The 20,722-nt window shown below is 70.5% G+C and carries 19 protein-coding genes and 1 pseudogene; 8 read left to right on the plus strand and 12 right to left on the minus strand.

Going from position 1 to position 20,722, the window contains the following annotated elements; translation table 11 throughout:
• Positions 1-43: 43 nt before the first annotated feature.
• The gene (locus V2W30_RS08875; RefSeq protein ID WP_338695071.1) at positions 44-2,566 is read right to left on the minus strand and encodes an FHA domain-containing protein; all 2,523 of its coding nucleotides are present in this window, start codon (positions 2,564-2,566) and stop codon (positions 44-46) included.
• A 378-nt stretch (positions 2,567-2,944) separates the two neighbouring features.
• Between V2W30_RS08875 and V2W30_RS08880 the strand changes: the two are divergent.
• Positions 2,945-4,323 (plus strand): annotated as a pseudogene (locus tag V2W30_RS08880) (streptophobe family protein).
• Positions 4,324-4,726: 403 nt separating this feature from the next.
• Entirely contained in the window at positions 4,727-5,986 is a 1,260-nt protein-coding gene (gene serB, locus V2W30_RS08885) for a phosphoserine phosphatase SerB (RefSeq protein WP_338695072.1), read from the plus strand.
• A 106-nt stretch (positions 5,987-6,092) separates the two neighbouring features.
• Here serB and V2W30_RS08890 read toward each other — a convergent pair whose 3' ends face one another.
• The 4 genes from V2W30_RS08890 to V2W30_RS08905 all read right to left on the minus strand — a co-directional run bounded on the left by V2W30_RS08890 (position 6,093) and on the right by V2W30_RS08905 (position 8,618).
• Positions 6,093-6,611: a histidine phosphatase family protein gene (locus tag V2W30_RS08890; RefSeq protein ID WP_338695073.1), complete on the minus strand. Its 519-nt coding sequence runs from the start codon at positions 6,609-6,611 to the stop codon at positions 6,093-6,095.
• A 104-nt stretch (positions 6,612-6,715) separates the two neighbouring features.
• Positions 6,716-6,922 carry a hypothetical protein gene (locus V2W30_RS08895; RefSeq protein WP_338695074.1) on the minus strand — a complete coding sequence of 69 codons (207 nt, stop codon included), beginning with the start codon at positions 6,920-6,922 and terminating at the stop codon, positions 6,716-6,718.
• Positions 6,923-7,122: 200 nt separating this feature from the next.
• Positions 7,123-7,242 carry an SGM_5486 family transporter-associated protein gene (locus V2W30_RS08900; RefSeq protein ID WP_324772382.1) on the minus strand — a complete coding sequence of 40 codons (120 nt, stop codon included), beginning with the start codon at positions 7,240-7,242 and terminating at the stop codon, positions 7,123-7,125.
• A gap of 29 nt (positions 7,243-7,271) precedes the next feature.
• On the minus strand, positions 7,272-8,618 hold the full coding sequence (locus V2W30_RS08905; protein ID WP_338695077.1) for a CynX/NimT family MFS transporter: 1,347 nt from the start codon (positions 8,616-8,618) through the stop codon (positions 7,272-7,274).
• Between the two features lie 125 nt (positions 8,619-8,743).
• Between V2W30_RS08905 and V2W30_RS08910 the strand changes: the two genes are divergently transcribed.
• Positions 8,744-9,439, plus strand: a complete 696-nt coding sequence (locus tag V2W30_RS08910; protein ID WP_338695078.1) for a FadR/GntR family transcriptional regulator — start codon at positions 8,744-8,746, stop codon at positions 9,437-9,439.
• Here V2W30_RS08910 and V2W30_RS08915 read toward each other — a convergent pair.
• The 3 genes from V2W30_RS08915 to fabG all read right to left on the minus strand — a co-directional run bounded on the left by V2W30_RS08915 (position 9,414) and on the right by fabG (position 11,378).
• The gene (locus V2W30_RS08915; RefSeq protein WP_338695079.1) at positions 9,414-9,788 is read right to left on the minus strand and encodes a hypothetical protein; all 375 of its coding nucleotides are present in this window, start codon (positions 9,786-9,788) and stop codon (positions 9,414-9,416) included. The two genes, V2W30_RS08910 and V2W30_RS08915, sit on opposite strands and share 26 nt — an antisense overlap.
• 79 nt (positions 9,789-9,867) lie before the next feature.
• Positions 9,868-10,653, minus strand: a complete 786-nt coding sequence (gene fabI / locus V2W30_RS08920) for an enoyl-ACP reductase FabI (RefSeq protein ID WP_338695080.1) — start codon at positions 10,651-10,653, stop codon at positions 9,868-9,870.
• Positions 10,654-10,658: 5 nt separating this feature from the next.
• Positions 10,659-11,378 carry a 3-oxoacyl-[acyl-carrier-protein] reductase gene (gene fabG / locus V2W30_RS08925; RefSeq protein ID WP_338695081.1) on the minus strand — a complete coding sequence of 240 codons (720 nt, stop codon included), beginning with the start codon at positions 11,376-11,378 and terminating at the stop codon, positions 10,659-10,661.
• A 172-nt stretch (positions 11,379-11,550) separates the two neighbouring features.
• On the opposite strand from fabG, the gene V2W30_RS08930 reads away from it, so the two are divergent.
• The 3 genes from V2W30_RS08930 (at position 11,551) to tyrS (ending at position 15,940) form a co-directional block, all read left to right on the plus strand.
• Positions 11,551-13,098: a TldD/PmbA family protein gene (locus V2W30_RS08930; RefSeq protein WP_425244668.1), complete on the plus strand. Its 1,548-nt coding sequence runs from the start codon at positions 11,551-11,553 to the stop codon at positions 13,096-13,098.
• 109 nt (positions 13,099-13,207) lie between these two features.
• Positions 13,208-14,602, plus strand: a complete 1,395-nt coding sequence (locus tag V2W30_RS08935; protein WP_338695085.1) for a metallopeptidase TldD-related protein — start codon at positions 13,208-13,210, stop codon at positions 14,600-14,602.
• Between the two features lie 66 nt (positions 14,603-14,668).
• Positions 14,669-15,940, plus strand: a complete 1,272-nt coding sequence (gene tyrS / locus V2W30_RS08940) for a tyrosine--tRNA ligase (protein ID WP_338695087.1) — start codon at positions 14,669-14,671, stop codon at positions 15,938-15,940.
• Between the two features lie 60 nt (positions 15,941-16,000).
• Here tyrS and V2W30_RS08945 read toward each other — a convergent pair whose 3' ends face one another.
• Positions 16,001-16,276, minus strand: coding sequence for a GlsB/YeaQ/YmgE family stress response membrane protein (locus V2W30_RS08945; protein WP_338695089.1), 276 nt, complete (start codon positions 16,274-16,276; stop codon positions 16,001-16,003).
• A 224-nt stretch (positions 16,277-16,500) separates the two neighbouring features.
• On the opposite strand from V2W30_RS08945, the gene V2W30_RS08950 reads away from it, so the two are divergent.
• Positions 16,501-16,851: a DUF3099 domain-containing protein gene (locus tag V2W30_RS08950; protein WP_338695091.1), complete on the plus strand. Its 351-nt coding sequence runs from the start codon at positions 16,501-16,503 to the stop codon at positions 16,849-16,851.
• A gap of 309 nt (positions 16,852-17,160) precedes the next feature.
• Entirely contained in the window at positions 17,161-17,421 is a 261-nt protein-coding gene (locus tag V2W30_RS08955; RefSeq protein WP_338695093.1) for a hypothetical protein, read from the plus strand.
• A 3-nt stretch (positions 17,422-17,424) separates the two neighbouring features.
• Here V2W30_RS08955 and moaA read toward each other — a convergent pair whose 3' ends face one another.
• The 3 genes from moaA to V2W30_RS08970 form a co-directional block, all read right to left on the minus strand.
• Positions 17,425-18,423 (minus strand): GTP 3',8-cyclase MoaA, encoded by a 999-nt coding sequence (gene moaA / locus V2W30_RS08960; protein WP_338695095.1) that lies wholly within the window; start codon positions 18,421-18,423, stop codon positions 17,425-17,427.
• A 152-nt stretch (positions 18,424-18,575) separates the two neighbouring features.
• Complete coding sequence (locus V2W30_RS08965) at positions 18,576-20,201, minus strand: cation acetate symporter (protein WP_338695097.1); 1,626 nt, start codon at positions 20,199-20,201, stop codon at positions 18,576-18,578.
• On the minus strand, positions 20,198-20,566 hold the full coding sequence (locus V2W30_RS08970) for a DUF485 domain-containing protein (protein ID WP_338695099.1): 369 nt from the start codon (positions 20,564-20,566) through the stop codon (positions 20,198-20,200). Before V2W30_RS08970 ends, V2W30_RS08965 begins: the two co-directional genes overlap by 4 nt.
• Positions 20,567-20,722: the final 156 nt, after the last annotated feature.

Raw genomic sequence — 20,722 nt, forward strand, 5'->3', positions numbered from 1 at the left:
CCCGCGAGGGTGCCGCCCTTCTCCGCGTCCGATGACCGGACGACTACTTGCGCATGACCTCGGGCTCGTGGCGGCGCAGCAGGCGGGCCACCGCGAAGCCGCAGATGACGCCGAGCGCGATCAGGACCGCGAGGTTGATGCCCCACTGGCTGACCGAGTGCTCCCACAGCGGGTCGAGGTCGTTCGGCTTCTTCGGGTCCCACGGCGGCATCAGGTGCGCGAGGTCCAGCGTCGCGCCGGCCGCGCCGATCGCCCAGCGGGACGGCATCAGCCAGGCGAACTGCTCCAGGCCGATCGAGCCGTAGATCTGGAACAGGACGCCGGTGAAGACGACCTGGACGATCGCGAACATGACGAGCAGCGGCATCGTCTTCTCGGAGGTCTTCACCAGCGAGGAGATGACGAGACCGAACATCATCGACGTGAAGCCGAGCGCGATGATCGAGATGCACAGCTCCACGGCCGGCGGCATCAGGAGACCCTCGGACGGAAGGTCGCGCGGGATGAAGCCGATGGCGCAGATGATGACGCCCTGGATGGCCGTGATGAAGCCGAGGACGATGACCTTGGACATCAGGTAGGCCGAGCGGGACAGGCCGGTCGCGCGTTCGCGCTCGTAGATGACCCGTTCCTTGATCAGTTCTCGGACCGAGTTGGCCGCGGCCGAGAAGCACATGCCGACCGCGATGATCAGCATGATCGTGCCCGCGTCGCCGTTGAACCTCGACGGCGGCTTGGGCGGGGCCAGGCCGAAGTCGGCCGGGATGACGACGGAGACGATGCCGAGGACCGCCGGCAGGATCACCATCAGGCCCATGAAGCCCTTGTCGGAGGCGATCACCGAGACGTAGCGGCGGATCAGCGTGATCAGCTGGGCGCCCCACGGCTGCGGCTTGGGCGGCTTGACCGCGGCGGGCGGCGGCATCTGCACCGACTGCGCGGCGACGGCGTCGATGTCGGCGGCGTACATCTGGTAGTGCTGCGAGCCCTTCCAGCGGCCCGCCCAGTCGTAGTCGCGGTAGTTCTCGAACGCCGAGAAGACATCGGCCCAGGTGTCGTAGCCGAAGAAGTTGAGCGCTTCCTCCGGCGGGCCGAAGTAGGCGACGGCACCGCCGGGCGCCATCACCAGGAGCTTGTCGCAGAGCGCCAGTTCGGCCACCGAGTGGGTGACGACGAGGACCGTACGGCCGTCGTCGGACAGACCGCGCAGGAGCTGCATGACGTCGCGGTCCATGCCCGGGTCGAGGCCGGAGGTCGGCTCGTCCAGGAAGATCAGCGACGGCTTGGTGAGCAGTTCCAGGGCCACCGACACGCGCTTGCGCTGGCCACCGGAGAGGGAGGTGACCTTCTTCTCCTTGTGGATGTCCAGCTTGAGCTCGCGCAGCACCTCGTCGATGCGCTGCTGGCGCTCCTGCTCGCTGGTGTCGGCGGGGAAGCGGAGCTTGGCCGCGTACTTGAGCGCCTTCTTGACCGTCAGTTCCTTGTGCAGGATGTCGTCCTGCGGGACCAGACCGATGCGCTGGCGCAGCTCGGCGAACTGCTTGTACAGGTTCCGGTTGTCGTAGAGGACGTCACCCTGGTTGGCCGGGCGGTAGCCCGTGAGCGCCTTCAGGAGCGTCGACTTGCCGGAGCCCGACGGGCCGATGACCGCGATCAGCGACTTCTCCGGGACGCCGAAGGAGACGTCCTTGAGGATCTGCTTGCCGCCGTCGACGGTGACCGTGAGGTGGCGTGCCGAGAAGGAGACGTCACCGGTGTCGACGAACTCCTCGAGGCGGTCGCCGACCAGGCGGAACGTCGAGTGGCCCACGCCGACGATGTCGTTCGGCCCGAGGAGCTGGGTGCCGCCCTTGGTGATCGGCTGGCCGTTGACGTACGTGCCGTTGTGCGAGCCGAGGTCGCGGATCTCGAAGCGGCCGTCGGGCGTCGCGTGGAACTCGGCGTGGTGGCGCGAGACCTGAAGGTCGGAGACCACCAGCTCGTTCTCCAGCGCACGGCCGATGCGCATGACACGGCCGAGGGCCAGCTGGTGGAACGTGGTCGGGCTGCGGTCGCCGTAGACCGGCGGCGCCCCCGCGACTCCACCGGGTCCCTGCTGCTGCGGCACCTTCTGCACCGGCGGCTGCTGCCACTGCTGCGCCTGCTGTTGCGGCACCGGCTGTTGCTGCGGCGCCTGCTGGGACCAGCCGGGCTGCTGCGACTGCTGCGGCTGCTGGTGGAGACCGGCGGCCTGCTGCTGCGCCTGGTGCGGCGTGGCCACGGCCGCGGCCTGGGCGCTGCCCTGCACGTTCAGCCGCGGGCCGTCCGTCGCGTTGCCCAGATGCACCGAGGAGCCCGGACCGATCTCCATCTGGTGGATCCGCTGACCCTGCACGAACGTGCCGTTGGTCGAGCCGTGATCCTCGATGACCCAACTGCGGCCACCCCAGCTGATCGTGGCGTGGCGCCACGACACCCTGGCGTCGTCCAGCGCGACGTCTCCCTGCGGATCGCGTCCGAGGGTGTACGACCTGGACGGATCGAGCGTCCAGGTCCTGCCATTCAATTCCAGTACGAGTTCAGGCACTCCATGCCCCACTGAGTTGTCCCCCGAGTATTGCCCCCGTCATGGGGAGTCTAGGGATGTCGAACATCGTGAGGAACTATTTCAGGAACGGCCCCATGACCGAAAGTCGAACCCCGCGTCGGGGGTTGTGAAGACTCGGGTGGAGCGCCGACGTCCGCGCCGTTGACGGGGCAGATACGGGCCCGGAGAGTAGTAAGCGCCCACAACTCCCTACGGATCATGCGCAAAGGGGAAATCAGGGGCGATGCGGTACGGATCGGGGGGTCCTTGATGTCCTTGACGAAGACCGGCGACCACCACACGACGCGTCGCGACCGGCTGCCCGTCGGCGATGTGCTGCTGTCCGCCATCGCCGCTGTGAGCTGGGCGTTCATCGCCATGGCGGGGATCGCGGCGCTCGGACTGCATCTCCTCGGGGCCGACTCGGCGGGCTCGCTCGGCCCGATGACGGCCGCGGTGGTGGCGCTCGCCGTCGGCGGGCGCGTGACACCGTCCGGGGACGTCTCGGCCTTCGGTCTGGAGGGCGCGCAGGCCCACACGGCGATCGACATCGCGCCGCTCGGCGTGGGTCTCGTGGGCGCGCTGCTGCTCAGCTGGTTCTTCCTACGATCCTTGCGCAGCGCGGGAGTTGAGATCTCACCGCGCGAACTCCTGGTCCGCGCGGGGGCCGTGGTGGTGCTGTTCGTGGGGATGCTCGGCGGGCTCGCCTGGGCGGGTCACGACATCATCACGATTGACGGTGCGGAGCTCGGTCTGAACGACGTTCCGGGCGCCGGGGACCTGCCGGGCGGCATCGGGGACAAGCTGCCCGGCGGGATCGGTGGGCTGCTCCCCGACCGGCTCGGCGACCTCGTGGACGCGAAGGCGTCCGTGGGCTTCACGGTCCAGACGGGGGCGACGCTGCTCGGCGGCGCCGCGTTCGTGGCCGGGGTGCTGGCCATCGCGCTGCTCGCGTCGCGGCGCACTCCCTGCCGCGGGCCCTGTCCGTGGCGCACCGGGTGGTGCGGCCCGCGGCGTCGGCCCTGGTGACGGTGTTGCTCGTGACGGTCGTCGCGGGGCTCGCCGCGGCGGCGTACGCGATGATCGGCGACGACCACCCCAAGCGCATCGCGGGCGCGGCGCTGCTGGGGGCGCCGAACGGGACGTGGCTGGGCGTCCCGATCGGCCTGTTCGTGCCGTGGGACGGGAAGGCGACCGGCGAACTCGCGAAGGCCCTGCCCGATCCGCTGGACGACCTGCTGGTGTCGTCGGACCAGCCCGTGACGGTGGGCCGCCTCGCCGAACTCGACAGCAGGGTCTGGCTGTTGGCCATCGCGATGGCCGTGATGATGCTCCTCGCCGGGGTGCTCGCCGCGGTCCGCTCCCCCGTGCCGCAGGGCACGGGCGCGCTGGGGTTCGCCGGGCGGTGCGCGCTGCGGCTCGGCGTGGTGACGGCGCTCGCGCTGCCGCTCCTCGTGTGGCTGACGGACGTCTCGGCGGGCGCGTCCCTGTCGGTGCTGGGCTTCGACGCGTTCGGGGCGGGCATCGATCTGCACGGCCATCTCGGGATGGCGCTGCTGCTCGGGGCGGCGTGGGGAGCGGGGGCGGGCGGACTCGGAGCGCTGCTCGCGTACGGGACCGGGGCGGCGGGTGGGCGGGTGTCGCCGCTGGCCGTCGCGGCAGCGGGGGCGTGCCGGAGGAGGCGGCCGGGCCGGCGGGGCCGTATCGGCCGAGCAGCCCCTACCGGCCGTCGAACGCGGACACGAACCCGTATCTGAGGCCGTACGAGAGCCCGTACGAGCAGCCGGGCGGGGTGAACGGGGCGCCCACGGTGATCGGACCGGTGCGGCCCGATCCCTCGCGGTCCCGTCCACCGCTGCCGCCCCGGCCTCGCGGCGGCGACGGGAATCGGAACGGCGGGGGTCCGCCCCGCCTCCACCGCCCCCGCGCCGGGCCGACCGCGGGACCGGCCGCGCCGGCCGGGCGACGACGGGCGCTGAACCGGCGGGAGGGCGCGGTGCGCCGCGCCGGCGCCCGATCGCCGTACGCGGGTCGGGTCCGTCGACGGGTGCGGGCCCGGTACATGTCGACGGGTGGGGGCCGGGTGCGGCGGCGGGTGCGTGTCCGGTACGCGGACCGCGTCGCCGTACCCGTACACAAGCCCGATAACGTAAGACCATCATGAGCGCTTCGCAGCCCCAGCACCCCGCTGATGCCCCGGTTGATGCCCTGGTCGACGCCGCATACGTGCAGACCGACGTCCCGACTCTCCTCGTCAAGATCTTCGGCAAGGACCGGCCCGGCATCACCGCCGGGCTCTTCGACACCCTCGCCGCCTACTCCGTCGACGTCGTCGACATCGAGCAGGTCGTCACGCGCGGACGCATCGTCCTGTGCGCCCTGGTGACCGAGCCCCCGGCCGGACTGGAGGGTGACCTGCGGGCCACCGTCCACAGCTGGGCGGAGTCCCTGAAGATGCAGGCGGAGATCATCTCCGGCCTCGGCGACAACCGGCCGCGCGGCCTGGGCCGCTCCCTGGTCACCGTGCTCGGGCACCCGCTCACCGCCGAGTCGACCGCCGCGATCGCCGCGTCGATCACCGGCACCGGCGGCAACATCGACCGTATCTTCCGGCTCGCCAAGTACCCGGTCACCGCGGTGGAGTTCGCGGTCTCCGGCACGGGCACGGAGGAGCTGCGCACGGCCCTCGCGACGGAGGCCGCGAAGTGGGGCGTGGACGTGGCGGTCGTCGCGGCCGGGCTGCACAGGCGCGCGCAGCGGCTCGTCGTGATGGACGTCGACTCGACGCTCATCCAGGACGAGGTGATCGAGCTGTTCGCGGCCCACGCGGGCTGCGAGGACAAGGTCGCCGAGGTGACGGCGGCGGCGATGCGCGGCGAGCTGGACTTCGAGCAGTCGCTGCACGCGCGCGTGGCGCTGCTCGCGGGCCTCGACGCGTCGGTCGTGGAGAAGGTCAGGAGCGAGGTCCGGCTGACCCCGGGCGCCCGCACCCTCATCCGTACGCTCAAGCGCCTCGGTTACCAAGTGGGTGTGGTCTCGGGCGGGTTCACCCAGGTCACGGACGATCTGCGGGAGCGGCTCGGGCTCGACTTCGCGCAGGCCAACACGCTGGAGATCGTCGACGGGAAGCTGACCGGGAAGGTCGTCGGCGAGATCGTGGACCGGGCGGGCAAGGCGCGGCTGCTGCGCCGGTTCGCCGACGAGGCCGGGGTTCCGCTCGCGCAGACCGTGGCGATCGGTGACGGCGCGAACGACCTGGACATGCTGAACGCGGCGGGCCTCGGGGTCGCCTTCAACGCGAAGCCCGTCGTGCGCGAGGCCGCGCACACCGCGGTGAACGTGCCGTTCCTCGACACGGTCCTGTACCTCCTCGGGATCACCCGGGAAGAGGTCGAGGCCGCGGACGCCCAGGGGGCGTGAGCATCCGTAGGCGGGGCCCGGTACCGATGCGCGGTACCGGGCCCCTCTGCGTATGCGCGCGCGTGCGCACCTGTGCGGGCGAGCTACGTATGCGTATGCGTACGTGTCAGTCGTTCGGCGACCAGTAGTCGGTCAGGGTGGCGGTGCCCGGCTCCAGGGACTTCCACGGGCCGGTGAAGGTCAGCACGGCGAAGGCGGAGGTCGGGAAGCCGCCGCGGCGCATCCGCCGGGCCGCTTCGTCCTCGGCCTCGCCGGTCAGGACCTCCGCGAGGCCGTGCACCCCGGGGTTGTGGCCGATGAGGACGACATCGCGGGCGTCGTCCGGCGTCTCGTTCAGCACGGCGATCAGCTCGCCGGGGGACGCCTCGTAGATCCGCTCCTCGTACACGGTCTTCGGCCGCTCGGGCAGCTCCGCGACGGCGAGCTTCCAGGTCTCCCGGGTGCGCGCGGCGGTCGAGCAGAGGGCCAGGTCGAAGGCGATGCCGGAGTCGGCCAGCTTGCGGCCGGCGACGGGGGCGTCCTTGCGCCCGCGCTCGGCGAGCGGCCGCTCGTGATCCGAGACCTGGGGCCAGTCCGCCTTGGCATGCCGGAAAAGGACAATCCTGCGGGGTTCTGCGACGCTCATGAGTCCCAGCTTCGCATGAAACCGGGCACGGGGCGCAGGGAGTTGGGGGGCTCGCCCGGCACGGGTGAACGACCTCCGCGGGGCCCTGCCGAAACGGACAGGCGCTAGCGCAGGACCAGTTCCTTGGCGCGTTCCAGGACGTGCGCGATGGTCGGGTCGCCCGCCGCGGCCTGTGCGTCGGCCGGGTTGAGGATGAGCAGGAGCAGCGCCACGAACGCGACGGCCGGGAGCACGATCGCCCACCAGGGCAGCCGGACGTCGACGCCGCCCGAGGCAGCCGGGTGGGGCCGGGTGTGCGTGGGGGCCGACATGGGTGCCTCCGAGGTCGGGGTGCGGAGTACGTGCTCCGTGATCCGTCGTGTTCTTCGTTCGTACGCCCACGATCTCGGCGACACTTCGACGGTACGGACTCCGGGGGCCTCGACCCATCCGGTGATCCACCCACTTGACCCTGACACTGGCCCCCTAGGGGATGGTGGAGTTAACCCCACCCCCGTGCGCGGAGGTGGGGTCAGGGGGAGGCGATCGTCGCGATGACGGCCACGATCACGGTGACGGCCAGCATCGCGCCGAGCACGAGGAGAAGCTTCTTCTGGCCGTTCTGGGGGTTCGGTTCAAGCACAGGCGACATGCGGCAAGTGTCGCACCCGTCCCCGCTCGTCAGGACGCCGGGGCCGCCTCGGTGGCGGGGCCGACCTCGTCCTCGACGGTGCGGTTGCGGCCCGCCAGGACGCCGACCGCGATCTGCGGCACCATCAGCGCGGCCATGAGGGCGATGGGCACGCCCCAGCCGCCGGTGTGCTGGTAGAGGACGCCGACGAGCAGCGGTCCGGGGATCGAGATCAGGTAGCCGGTGGACTGCGCGAACGCGGACAGCTTGACGACGCCGGCGCCGGTGCGGGCGCGCATGCCGACCATGGTGAGGGCCAGAGGGAAGGCGCAGTTGGAGACGCCGAGCAGGATCGCCCACGCCCAGGCGCCGGAGGCCGGGGCGAGGTAGAGGCCCGCGTATCCGGCGAGACCGCACAGGCCGAGGGCGATCACCATCGGGCCCTGGCTGGGCAGCCGGGCGGCGACGCGCGGGATGACGAAGCCCAGCGGCACGCCCATCACCATGGTGACGGCGAGCAGCACACCGGCGGTCGACGCGGAGACCCCGGAGTCCCGGAAGATCTGCGCCATCCACCCCATGGTGATGTACGCGGCGGTGGCCTGGAGCCCGAAGAAGACGGCGAGCGCCCAGGCGGTGCGGCTGCGGGTGATGCGCAGCTCCTCGCCGCCACCACCGCCGGCGACGGCCTGCGACGGCTCGGCGGGGCCCGCGCCCCTGTGCCGTACGAGCGGGATCCAGGGCAGGACGGCGGCGGCGCCGAGCGCGGCCCACACGGCGAGGCCGGTCTGCCAGCTGCCGCCGAGGGCCGAGGTCATGGGGACGGTCGCGGCGGCGGCGAGGGAGGTGCCGGCCGCGAGGGCCATCGAGTACACGCCGGTCATGGAGCCGACGCGGTCGGGGAACCAGCGCTTGACGATGACGGGCATCAGGACGTTGCTGACCGCGATGCCCATCAGGGCGAGGGCGCTGGCGACCAGGAAGCCGACCGTGTTCCCCGTGTAGGGGCGGATCAGCAGGCCCACGGTGATCGCGACCATGCCCGCGCAGACGACGGTGCTCGCGCCGAACCGCTTGGCGAGCCGGGGCGCCATCACGCCGAAGATCGCGAAGCACAGGGGCGGTACGGAGGTGAGGAGTCCGGCGACGCTGCCGCTCATGCCGAGCCCGTCGCGGACCTCTTCGAGGAGGGCGCCGAGGCTGGTGATCGCGGGACGCAGGTTCAGGGCGGCGAGGACGATGCCGACGGTGACGAGGCGTACGGCCCACGCGCGCGGGGCGTTCTTCTCCGCCTCCTCGGCGCTCGCCGCGCTGTCCTCCTTCTCCGTACGTATGTCGCTCGGTACGGGTGTCGGGACGGACGGCGCTGTCATCGTCGGGGTTTCCTCACTAGCCATGAGACCCATCTTAGAATCATGGGATGATTGGTTGTCCAATCCGTCTGTGTCACACCCTCCGGTCCGTCTGCGTCACACCCTCCGGCCGCCCACGACGGGCAGGTCCTCCTCCGCAAAGGAACGCCATGCCGCTGTCCTCCCCCCGGCGCTCGGCCCTGTCCGAGCAGGTCATCTCCGCTCTGCGCGCCCAGATCTCCTCGGGCGAGTGGCCGGTGGGCACCCGCATCCCGACGGAGCCCGAGCTCGTCGAACAGCTGGGCGTCGCGCGGAACACCGTGCGGGAGGCGGTGCGCGCCCTGGCGCACAACGGGCTCCTGGACATCCGGCAGGGCTCGGGCACGTACGTCGTGGCGACCAGCGAGCTGGCGGGGGTCATGCAGCGGCGGTTCGCGGACGCCGATCCGCGGCACATCGCCGAGCTGCGCTCCACCCTGGAGTCGAGCGCGGCGAAGCTGGCCGCCCAGCGGCGCACCGAGCGCGATCTGAAGCAGCTGGACGCCCTGCTCGTACGCCGTGAGGAGGCGTGGGACTCGGGGGACACGGAGGCGTTCGTGGCGGCGGACGCCACGTTCCACCTGGCCGTGGTGGCCGCGTCGCACAACGACGTGATGACGGCGATGTACGCGGATCTGGGCGAGGTCATGCGCGACTGGCTGCGCGAGGACGTGGGCGAGAAGCTCAGCGCAGAGAACCACATGGACCACACGCGTCTGGTCGACGCGATCAGGGTCGGGGACGAGGAGGCGGCCGCCGCGGAGGCCGCGGGCTATCCGTTCCTGTGCCGTCCCGGGCGGCTCACACCGCCGCCTTCCGGTGACTGACCCAGGCGGTCCGCACCTTCTTCCAGCAGCGGCCGTCGAGCCGCACGGTCTCGGCCGGGCCCGCCGGGACGGGCTTCGCGTCGACGTCGATGTCCCACCACGCGTCGCACTCGATGTGCAGGGCGACGCGGTCGGTGCGCGGGTACGGGTTGTGACAGGTGGCGCTCACCAGGGGGCCTTCGACACGGATCCGGCAGTCGGCGCCGAACAGTTCACGCTTCTCGACGGGCCGCGCCGCGGCCTTCGCGCCGGTGTCGGACAACGCTTCGAACGGGACCAGGAGCAGCAGGGCCAGCGCGGCGAGCGCGGGGACCGTGCGGGCCGGGGTGACGCGTCGGGGCAGGTACACCAAAGGGACCTCCTCGCACCCAGGGTGCGCAGAGGTCCCCCGGCCCGCCCGGCCGGTGGGCCGAACGGGTCAACAGCCGTCAGGCTCCGATGGCGTGCAGACCGCCGTCGACGTGGATGATCTCGCCCGTGGTCTTCGGGAACCAGTCCGACAGGAGCGCGACGATGGCCTTGCCGGCCGGCTCCGGGTCGTCCAGCTTCCACTCCAGCGGGGAGCGCGTGTCCCACACGGCGGCCAGGTCGCTGAAGCCCGGGATGGACTTGGCGGCCATGGAGCCGAGCGGGCCCGCAGAGACCAGGTTGCTGCGGACGTCGTGCTCGCCCAGGTAACGCGCCATGTAGCGGTTCGTCGCCTCCAGGGCGGCCTTGGCCGGGCCCATCCAGTCGTACTGCGGCCACGCGAACTGCGCGTCGAAGGTGAGGCCGACGACCGAGCCGCCCTCGTTCATCAGCGGCAGCAGCGCCATCGTCAGCGACTTCAGGGAGAAGGCGGAGACGTGCATGGCGGTGGAGACGGACTCGAACGGCGTGTTCAGGAAGTTGCCGCCGAGCGCGTCCTGCGGCGCGAAGCCGATGGAGTGCACGATGCCGTCGAGCCGACCGCCGAGGTGCTCGCGGACCTGGCCCTCCAGGCGGGCGAGGTGCTCGTCGTTCGAGACGTCGAGCTCGAGGACCTTGACCTTGTCGGGCAGCGGCAGCTTCTTGGCGATGCGCTCGGTCAGCGTCGGCCGCGGCCAGGCGGTGAGGATGATCTCCGCGCCCTGCTCCTGGGCCAGCTTCGCGGCCTGGAAGGCGATGGAGGACTCCATCAGCACACCGGTGATGAGGATCTTCTTGCCCTCGAGGATGCCAGTCGTGTTCGTCATCGTGCTCAGTGACCCATTCCCAGTCCGCCGTCAACCGGGATGACGGCTCCAGTGATGTACGAAGCGTCGTCGGAGGTCAGGAACTTGACCACTCCGGCGATCTCCTCGACCTGCGCGTACCGGCCGAGCGGCACCTGCGCGACGATGCCGGCGCGCTGCTCGTCCGTGAGCGCCTGGGTCATGTCGGTGTCGACAAAGCCCGGGGCGACGACGTTGAAGGTGAGGTTGCGCGACCCGAGCTCACGGGCGAGGGAGCGCGCGAATCCGACCAGACCCGCCTTCGAAGCGGCGTAGTTCGCCTGCCCCGCCGAGCCGAGCAGGCCGACGACGGAGGAGATCAGCACGACGCGGCCCTTCTTGGCGCGCAGCATGCCGCGGTTGGCGCGCTTCACGACGCGGAAGGTGCCGGTGAGGTTCGTGTCGAGGACGGACGTGAAGTCCTCCTCGGACATACGCATGAGGAGCTGGTCCTTGGTGACGCCGGCGTTGGCGACCAGGACCTCCACGTTGCCGTGCTTCTCCTCGATCTCCTTGTAGGCGGCGTCCACCTGCGCGGAGTCCGTGATGTCGCACCGAACGGCCAGGGCGCCCGCATCGACGAGCTCCTTGGGCGGCTCGCCCGAGCGGTAGGTGAAGGCGACCTTGTCACCCTGCTCCAGGAAAGCACGGGCGATGGCGAGGCCGATGCCCCGGTTTCCTCCGGTGACGAGAACCGAGCGGCTCAACGGATCACCCTTTCGATAGCGGTGGTGGTCCTCGAAACCTATCGGTACGACCCTTCGTACGGAGAATCGACCACCGACAGTGGCGCACTCGACTCACTGTCGGGTCCCTACAGAAAGGTCTGGCCGCGCACCCCCGCCGCGCGACATGATCGGGGCGACCGGCATGACCGTCATGACGGACGAGAGGGAGACATTCGTGCCTCATACGATCGATGCGGCCTTCACGGCGCTCCCGCTGCGCGCCCTCGCCGACGCGGCGCTCGCCCGCGCCCGCGCGCTGGGCGCCGAGCACGCGGACTTCCGCCTGGAGCGGGTGCGCAGCGCGGAGGTGCGGCTGCGGGACGCCAAGCCGTCGGGCTCCTCCGACACCACGGACCTGGGCTACGCGGTGCGGGTCGTGCACGGCGGTACGTGGGGGTTCGCCTCGGGCGTCGATCTGACGATGGACGCCGCGGCGAAGGTGGCCTCGCAGGCCGTGGCGATGGCGAAGCTGAGCGCGCAGGTGATCAAGGCGGCCGGGTCCGACGAGCGCGTGGAGCTCGCCGCTGAACCCGTGCACGCCGACCGCACCTGGATCTCCTCGTACGAGATCGATCCCTTCTCCGTACCGGAGGAGGAGCGGTCCGCGCTGCTCGCCGACTGGAGCGCGGGGCTGCTCGCGGCCGACGGCGTCTCCCACGTGGACGCCTCGCTCCTCTCCGTCCACGAGAACAAGTTCTACGCGGACACGGCGGGGACCGTCACGACACAGCAACGGGTGCGCCTGCACCCGCAGTTGACGGCCGTCTCCGTGGACGACTCCAGCGGCGAGTTCGACTCGATGCGCACGATCGCGCCGCCGGTGGGGCGCGGCTGGGAGTATCTGACGGGCACCGGCTGGGACTGGCAGAGCGAGCTGGGGCAGATCCCCGAGCTGCTCGCCGAGAAGATGCGGGCGCCGAGCGTCCGGGCGGGCTCGTACGACCTGGTCGTCGATCCGTCGAACCTCTGGCTGACCATCCACGAGTCGATCGGGCACGCCACCGAGCTGGACCGCGCGCTCGGCTACGAGGCGGCGTACGCGGGCACGTCCTTCGCCACGTTCGACCAGCTCGGGACGTTGAAGTACGGCTCCGAGATCATGAACGTGACCGGTGACCGCACCGCCGAGCACGGGCTCGCGACGATCGGGTACGACGACGAGGGCGTCGCCGGGCAGTCCTGGGACCTGGTGAGGGACGGGACGCTGGTCGGCTATCAACTCGACCGGCGCATCGCGAAGTTGACCGGGTTCGAGCGGTCCAACGGGTGCGCGTACGCCGACTCCCCCGGGCACGTGCCGGTGCAGCGGATGGCGAACGTCTCGCTCCAGCCGGACCCGGGCGGACTCTCGACCGAGGACCTGATCTCCGGGGTCGAGCGCGGGATCTACGTCGTCGGGGACCGGTCGTGGTCCATCGACATGCAGCGCTACAACTTCCAGTTCACCGGCCAGCGCTTCTTCAAGATCGAGAACGGGCGGATCACCGGTCAGCTGCGCGATGTCGCCTACCAGGCGACGACGACCGACTTCTGGGGCTCGATGGCGGCGGTCGGCGGCCCGCAGACGTACGTCCTCGGCGGCGCCTTCAACTGCGGCAAGGCCCAGCCGGGCCAGGTCGCGGCCGTCTCGCACGGCTGCCCCTCGGCCCTCTTCAAGGGCGTCAACATTCTGAACACGACGCAGGAGGCGGGTCGATGAGCGTGCACGGTGACATGCCCCGCGCCGACCACAGCCCCGGAAACGGCTGGGGGTCCGGGGGTCGTCCCCCGGGCAAGCACAGTCTGAACACGACGCAGGAGGCGGGTCGATGAGTCCTCGTACGAACAAGCCCTACGAGATCGTCGAGCGCGCCCTCGAACTGTCGCGGGCCGACGGCTGTGTCGTCATCGCCGACGAGACGTCCTCCGCGAATCTGCGCTGGGCGGGCAACGCGCTGACCACGAACGGGGTGACGCGCGGGCGCACCCTGACCGTCGTCGCGACCGTGGACGGCAAGGAGGGGACGGCGACCGGCGTCGTGTCGCGGTCGGCGGTGACCGCCGACGACCTGGAGCCGCTGGTGCGGGCCGCCGAGGAGGCGGCGGCGAAGGCCGGGCCCGCCGAGGACGCGCAGCCGCTCGTCAGTGGCGTACCGCACTCCCCCGCGTTCACTCAGCCGCCGGCCGAGACGTCGTCGGCCATCTTCGCGGAGTTCGCGCCCGCCCTGGGCGAGGCGTTCGCGCGGGCCAGGGCGGGCGGGCGTGAGCTGTACGGCTTCGCCCACCACGAGCTCACCTCCAGCTACCTCGGTACGTCGACGGGGGTGCGGCTGCGGCACGACCAGCCGAACGGAACGCTCGAACTGAACGCCAAGTCGCCGGACCGCAAGCGCTCGGCGTGGGCGGGGCGCTCGACCCGCGACTTCACGGACGTCGACCCGGCCGCGATGGACGCGGACCTCGCCACCCGGCTCGGCTGGGCCGAGCGGCGCATCGACCTGCCGGCCGGGCGCTACGAGACGCTGCTGCCGCCGACGGCCGTGGCGGACCTGCTGATCTACCAGCTGTGGTCGGCGGGCGCGCGGGACGCGGCCGAGGGCCGGACCGTGTTCAGCAGGCCAGGGGGCGGCACGCGCGTCGGCGAGAAGCTGAGCGAACTGCCGCTGACGCTGCGCAGCGACCCGCACGCGCCGGGCCTCGAATGCGCGCCGTTCGTGCTCGCGCACACCTCCGGGGACGACGCCTCCGTCTTCGACAACGGGCTGCCGGTCGGCGCCACGGAGTGGATCGCGGACGGTGAGCTGCGGCATCTGACGACGACCCGGCACAGCGCGGCGCTCACCGGGCTGCCCGTCGCACCGGCCGGCGACAACCTCATCCTCGACGGCGGCTCGGGGAAGTCGCTGGACGAGATGGTCGCCGCCACGGAGCGCGGGCTGCTCCTCACCTGCCTCTGGTACATCAGGGAGGTCGATCCGGCGACGCTGCTGCTCACCGGCCTCACCCGCGACGGCGTGTACCTCGTGGAGAACGGCGAGGTGGTCGGCGAGGTGAACAACTTCCGGTTCAACGAGTCGCCGGTCGACCTGCTGAGCCGGGCCACCGAGGCCGGGCGCACGGAAAAGACGCTGCCCCGGGAGTGGGGCGACTGGTTCACTAGAGCTGCGATGCCGGCGCTGCGGGTGCCGGACTTCAACATGAGCTCGGTCAGCCAGGGCGTCTGACCCCAGGGTTTCGCCCATAGACTGGCCGGGATCACTTTTCAGGTACGTACGAGGAGACTCAGAACCGTGACGGACATCGTCGACGAACTCAAGTGGCGCGGGCTCATCGCCCTGTCCACCGACGAAGACGCGCTGCGCAAGGCGTTCGCGGACGGTCCTGTCACGTTCTATTGCGGCTTCGACCCGACCGCGCCGAGCCTGCACCTGGGCAACCTGGTGCAGATCCTCACCATGCGGCGCATCCAGCAGGCGGGGCACCGTCCGCTGGGTCTGGTCGGCGGCGCCACGGGTCTGATCGGCGACCCGAAGCCGACGGCGGAGCGCACGCTGAACTCCCCCGAGGTCGTGGCCGGCTGGGTGGACCGGCTGCGCGGCCAGATCGAGAAGTTCCTCGACTTCGAGGGCCCGCACGCGGCGACGATGGTGAACAACCTGGACTGGACCCAGGGCATGTCCGCCATCGAGTTCCTGCGGGACATGGGCAAGTACTTCCGGGTCAACAAGATGATCGCCAAGGAGGCCGTCTCCCGGCGGCTCAACTCGGACGCGGGCATCAGCTACACCGAGTTCAGCTACCAGATCCTGCAGGGGATGGACTTCCTCAAGCTGTACGAGCAGTACGGCTGTGTCCTGCAGACCGGCGGCAGCGACCAGTGGGGCAACCTCACCTCCGGCACCGACCTGATCCACCGGGTCCACCCGGAGGCCGTCGTGCACGCGATCGGCACCCCGCTGCTCACGAAGGCGGACGGCACCAAGTTCGGCAAGACCGAGTCCGGCACCGTCTGGCTGGACGCGGAGATGTTCTCGCCGTACGCCTTCTACCAGTTCTGGCTGAACGCGGACGACCGGGACATCTCCAAGTTCCTGCGCACCTTCTCCTTCAAGTCCCGTGAGGAGATCGAGGAGCTGGAGACGCTGACCGCGGAGCGGCCGCAGGCCCGTGCCGCGCAGCGTGCACTGGCCGAGGAGCTGACGACGCTGGTGCACGGCGCCGACCAGACGGCCGCCGTGATCTCCGCGTCGAAGGCGCTGTTCGGGCAGGGCGACGGCAACCTGGCGGACCTGGACGAGGCGACGCTCGCCGCGGCGCTCTCGGAGCTGCCCCGGGTGGAGGTCGCCGAGCTCGGTCCGGTCGTCGACCTCTTCGCCGAGGTCGGTCTGGTCGCCAGCAAGTCGGCCGCCCGGCGCACCGTGAAGGAGGGCGGGGCCTACGTGAACAACGTGAAGGTCGCGGCCGAGGACTTCGTCCCGGGCACCGAGGAACTGCTGCACGGCCGGTGGCTGGTGCTGCGGCGCGGCAAGAAGAACCTGGCCGCCGTGGAGCTCAAGGGCTGACCGCTCACACGCGACAGTGCCCCGCACCCCTCATGAGGGGTGCGGGGGAATTGTGCTTCGTCAGGCTTTCCTCTTGTTGCCGCGTAGCGCCACCCATGCCATGTCGCCGACGCCGACCACCACGATGGCGCCGATGAGCTGCAACAGATGGCGGGTCCAGTCGATGCCCCGGGTGTCGTTGACGCCCAGGCCCGTGGCCGCCCAGTTGCCCAGGACGCTGCCGATGATGCCGAAGACCGTCGTCAGCCACAGAGGGATCGCTTGTTTGCCCGGCAGGATCGCCTTGGCGATCAGGCCGAGAACGAAGCCCACGATGATTGCCCACAACCAGGCCATGCCGTCGCCTCCTCTGGCGGCGCGAGGATGCGCGCCTGCGCACTTGTGATCAGTTTCGGTCCGTACTCCGTACGGCGCATGTCGGGTGAGCCCGTACGCGGTACGGCGCAGACGGCACGCCCAGGTCAGACCTGCCCCGGTCTCGTAGCCGACGCACCCCGGGCGTAACGTGGAGACGGTCCGGTCCGGGGAGAGTCCGGCTAGTCGGCGGGTGGTGGAATGTGATGCGGAAGCGCGGCAGCAACGGCGGAGCAGAGGTCTTCCGGATCACAGGGGCCCGGCAGGGCCTCGCCGAGGACGTCCGCGGGCGGCAGCGCCGCTACATCATCTCGATGGGGATCCGCACGCTCGCGGTGATCCTCACGGCGGTGCTGTGGAACGTGGAGAGGCACGTCGCCATCGTGACGCTCGTCGTCGGCGCCTTCCTCCCCTACGTCGCCGTGGTCATCGCCAACGCGGGCCGGGAGAACGTGCCGGGGCTGCCCTCGACCTTCGTGCCCGCCCCCACGCGGCCCATGATCGCACCGGCTCCGACCGGCGGTCCCGCGGAATCCGTCCCGGAGGACCGCGGCTAGCGGACGGCCCGGCGCACACCGTCCGGTGCCGCGCGAACGCGCTGTGCGACTAGTCCGCAAAGCTCAAGAAAAGCTCAGATCAATCATGTGGTTCCGGTGCCGGGTCGGGGGTGCCCCATGACATACTTCGTACGCGCTCCGCATCCCCCGTCGGAGCGACGGACCGACGCCGGGCAGCTCCCCCCGTGGCTGCTCGGCGTCGCCATTTCCGGGGGCTTTTTGCCGGCCTCGACGGCCTCTCGCGACGTCCGCGCAGACCCTGTCCCGGGGCTTTGGCGGGGCCTTTCCCGGGGCCTTTAAGGTTGAGGCGTGAACCTCGCCGATCTCTCCGCCTCGTCGCAGCCCTCGCCCACCACGCCCCAGTGCTCGGCCAAGGGCTGTCGCGCCGACGCCGTGTGGGTGCTGGCGTGGAACAACCCGAAGCTGCACACCCCGGACCGGCGCAAGACGTGGCTCGCGTGCGACGAGCACCGCGAGCACCTCTCCCAGTTCCTGGGCGTGCGGGGGTTCCTGAAGGACGTCGTCACGCTGTCGGAGTGGGAGTCCCACCCCGACAACGACGGCGCGTAGGCGTCAGCCGCCGATCGCGGACATCGGGCGGTCGGGCTGGAGGAACGTCGGGTCGTCGAGACCCGAGCCGGCCTTCTTGCCCCACATCGCGCGCTTCCAGATATCGGCGATGCCCTCGTCGTCGCTCTCCGCGCCGTCCGCCCGCAGGGCCGCGCGCAGGTCCGTCTCCTCCGTGGCGAACAGGCAGGTGCGGACCTGGCCGTCGGCGGTGAGGCGGGTGCGGTCGCAGGCCGAGCAGAACGGGCGGGTGACCGAGGCGATGACGCCGACGCGGTGCGGGCCCCCGTCGACGACCCAGCGCTCGGCCGGGGCGGAGCCGCGCTCGTCGGAACCCTCGGGCGTCAGCTCGAAGCGCGTACGGAGCGAGGTGAGGATGTCCCCCGCGGTGATCATGCCGTCGCGCTTCCAGCCGTGCTGGGCGTCGAGCGGCATCTGCTCGATGAAGCGCAGTTCGTAGGAGTGCTCGACCGCCCAGGCCAGGAGCTCGGGAGCCTCGTCCTCGTTCAGCCCCGGCATCAGGACCGAGTTGATCTTCACCGGGGTCAGGCCCGCGTCGTGGGCGGCCTCCAGGCCCTCGATGACGTCCTTGTGGCGGTCGCGGCGGGTCAGTGTCTTGAAGACGTCCGGGCGCAGGGTGTCCAGCGACACGTTCACCCGGTCGAGGCCCGCTTCCTTGAGCGCCCGCGCGGTGCGCTTGAGCCCGATCCCGTTCGTCGTCAGGGACATCTGGGGGCGGGGCTCCAGGGCGGCGACCCGCTCGACGATGCCGACCAGACCCGGGCGGAGCAGGGGTTCGCCGCCGGTGAAGCGGACCTCGGTGATGCCGAGGTGGGTGACGGCGATGCGGATGAGGCGGACGATCTCGTCGTCCGTCAGCAGGTCCGGCTTGGCCAGCCATTGCAGGCCCTCTTCGGGCATGCAGTACGTACAGCGGAGATTGCACCGGTCGGTCAACGAGACCCGGAGGTCGGTGGCCACTCGGCCGAAAGTGTCGATGAGCACGTGGGCCCCCTCCCTGAGCGCGTTCTGCCTGACACCGCCGAGCCTACGTGACGGGTATGACATCGACAGGCCGAAGATCCCACGAGCGTGCCGCGCCCCCGTCGTAGAGAGCTACAGCCTTCTACGGCGGGGGCGCGCGGCGTACGGGTGGGTCAGTGGGCTCCGGTGCCGGTCAGGGACCGGACCTCGAGCTCCGCGTACTTGCCCTTGTCGGCCTTCTCCTTGGCCATGTACGTACCGATGACGCCCAGCAGGAATCCGACCGGGATCGAGATGATGCCGGGGTTCTCCAGCGGGAACCAGTGGAAGTCGACGCCCTTGAACATGGAGGTCTTCGGGTTGCCCGAGACGACCGGTGAGAACAGGACGAGGAAGACCGCGGTGAAGAGGCCTCCGTAGATCGACCAGAGGGCGCCGTTGGTGTTGAAGCGCTTCCAGAAGAGGCTGTAGAGGATCGTCGGCAGGTTGGCGGAGGCGGCGACCGCGAAGGCGAGCGCGACCAGGCCGGCCACGTTCAGGTCGCGGGCGAGCGCGCCGAGCGCGATCGAGATGATGCCGATGAAGACGGTCGCCCAGCGGGCCGCCTGCATCTCCTGCTTCTCCGACGCCTTGCCGCGCTTGATGACGTTCGCGTAGATGTCGTGCGCGAACGAGGACGACGAGGCGAGGGTGAGGCCCGCGACGACCGCGAGGATCGTGGCGAACGCGACCGCCGAGATCGAGGCGAGGAGGATCGCGCCCCAGTTGGAGTCGACGCCCCCCAGATGCAGGGCCAGCAGGGGCGCCGCCGTGTTGCCCGCCGGGTTGGAGGCGATGATCTCGTCCGGCTTGATGAGGGCGGCCGCGCCGAAGCCGAGCGCGATCGTCATCAGGTAGAAGGCGCCGATGATGCCGATGGCCCAGTTGACCGACTTACGGGCGGCCTTGGCGGTCGGCACCGTGTAGAAGCGGATCAGGATGTGCGGCAGGCCGGCGGTGCCGAGGACGAGCGCGATGCCCAGCGAGATGAAGTCGATCTTCGAGGTGCCGGTGGCGCCGTACTTGAGACCGGGCTCCAGGAACGGGGTGCCCTTGCCGCTGTTCGAGGCGGCCGTGCCGAGCAGGTCGGAGATGTTGAAGTTGAACTTCAGCATGACCAGGAAGGTGAGGAGGATGGCGCCGGCGATCAGCAGGACCGCCTTGACCATCTGCACCCAGGTGGTGCCCTTCATGCCGCCGATCGTCACGTACACGATCATCAGGACGCCGACGAGGGCGACGATGCCGACCTTGCCCGCGTCCGAGGTGATGCCGAGCAGGAGCGAGACGAGGACGCCCGCGCCCGCCATCTGCGCGAGCAGGTAGAAGATCGAGACGACGATCGTGGAGGTGCCGGCCGCCGTGCGGACCGGGCGCTGGCGCATCCGGTAGGCGAGGACGTCGCCCATCGTGTAGCGGCCGGAGTTGCGCAGCGGTTCGGCGACCAGGAGGAGCGCCACGAGCCAGGCGACCAGGAAGCCGATGGAGTAGAGGAAGCCGTCGTAGCCGAAGAGGGCGATGGCGCCGGCGATACCGAGGAAGGACGCCGCCGACATGTAGTCGCCGGAGACGGCGAGGCCGTTCTGGAAGGCGGTGAACTGGCGGCCGCCCGCGTAGAAGTCGGACGCGCTCTTGGTCTGGCGGCCGGCCCATACGGTGATGACGAGGGTCGCGACGACGAACACAGCGAACAGGGTGATGATCAGCGGCCGGTGCTCGCTGGCCTCTGCGGCGGCGAGCAGCTGCGGTGCGGGGCTCATGCGCCGCCCTCCAGACGGGACTTGAGGGCCTCGGACTTGGGGTCGAGCTTCGCGGCGGAGTACCGCGCGTACCACCAGGCGATGAGGAACGTGGTCAGGAACTGGGCGAGGCCGAGGAGGAAGGCGACGTTGATGTTGCCGAAGACCTTGGTGCCCATGAAGTCGCCCGCGTAGTTGGAGAGCAGGACGTACAGCAGGTACCAGGCGATGAACGCGATCGTCAGCGGGAACGCGAACGAGCGGTGCGCGCGGCGCAGTTCACCGAACTCCGCGCTCTCCTGCACCTCGATGAACTCCTCGGTGGAGGGCAGGGTGGGACGGGCGTCCGGACTGCCCTTCTGGGGTGGTGGTGCGTCGGTGGCCACGGAGTCTCCTCGCGGTGCGGATGCGGTCGGCAGGGACGGGGACGGGCTGGGGGACGGGGGTGTGCGCATGGTGGAACTGGACCTCACAGTGACGTGGATCACGTGGGCCGGGTCGCGATGGTAGGGCTCTCCGGCGTGATCCAACAGGGGGCTGGA

This window comes from Streptomyces sp. Q6 (assembly GCF_036967205.1).
Taxonomy (GTDB): Bacteria; Actinomycetota; Actinomycetes; order Streptomycetales; family Streptomycetaceae; genus Streptomyces; species Streptomyces citrinus.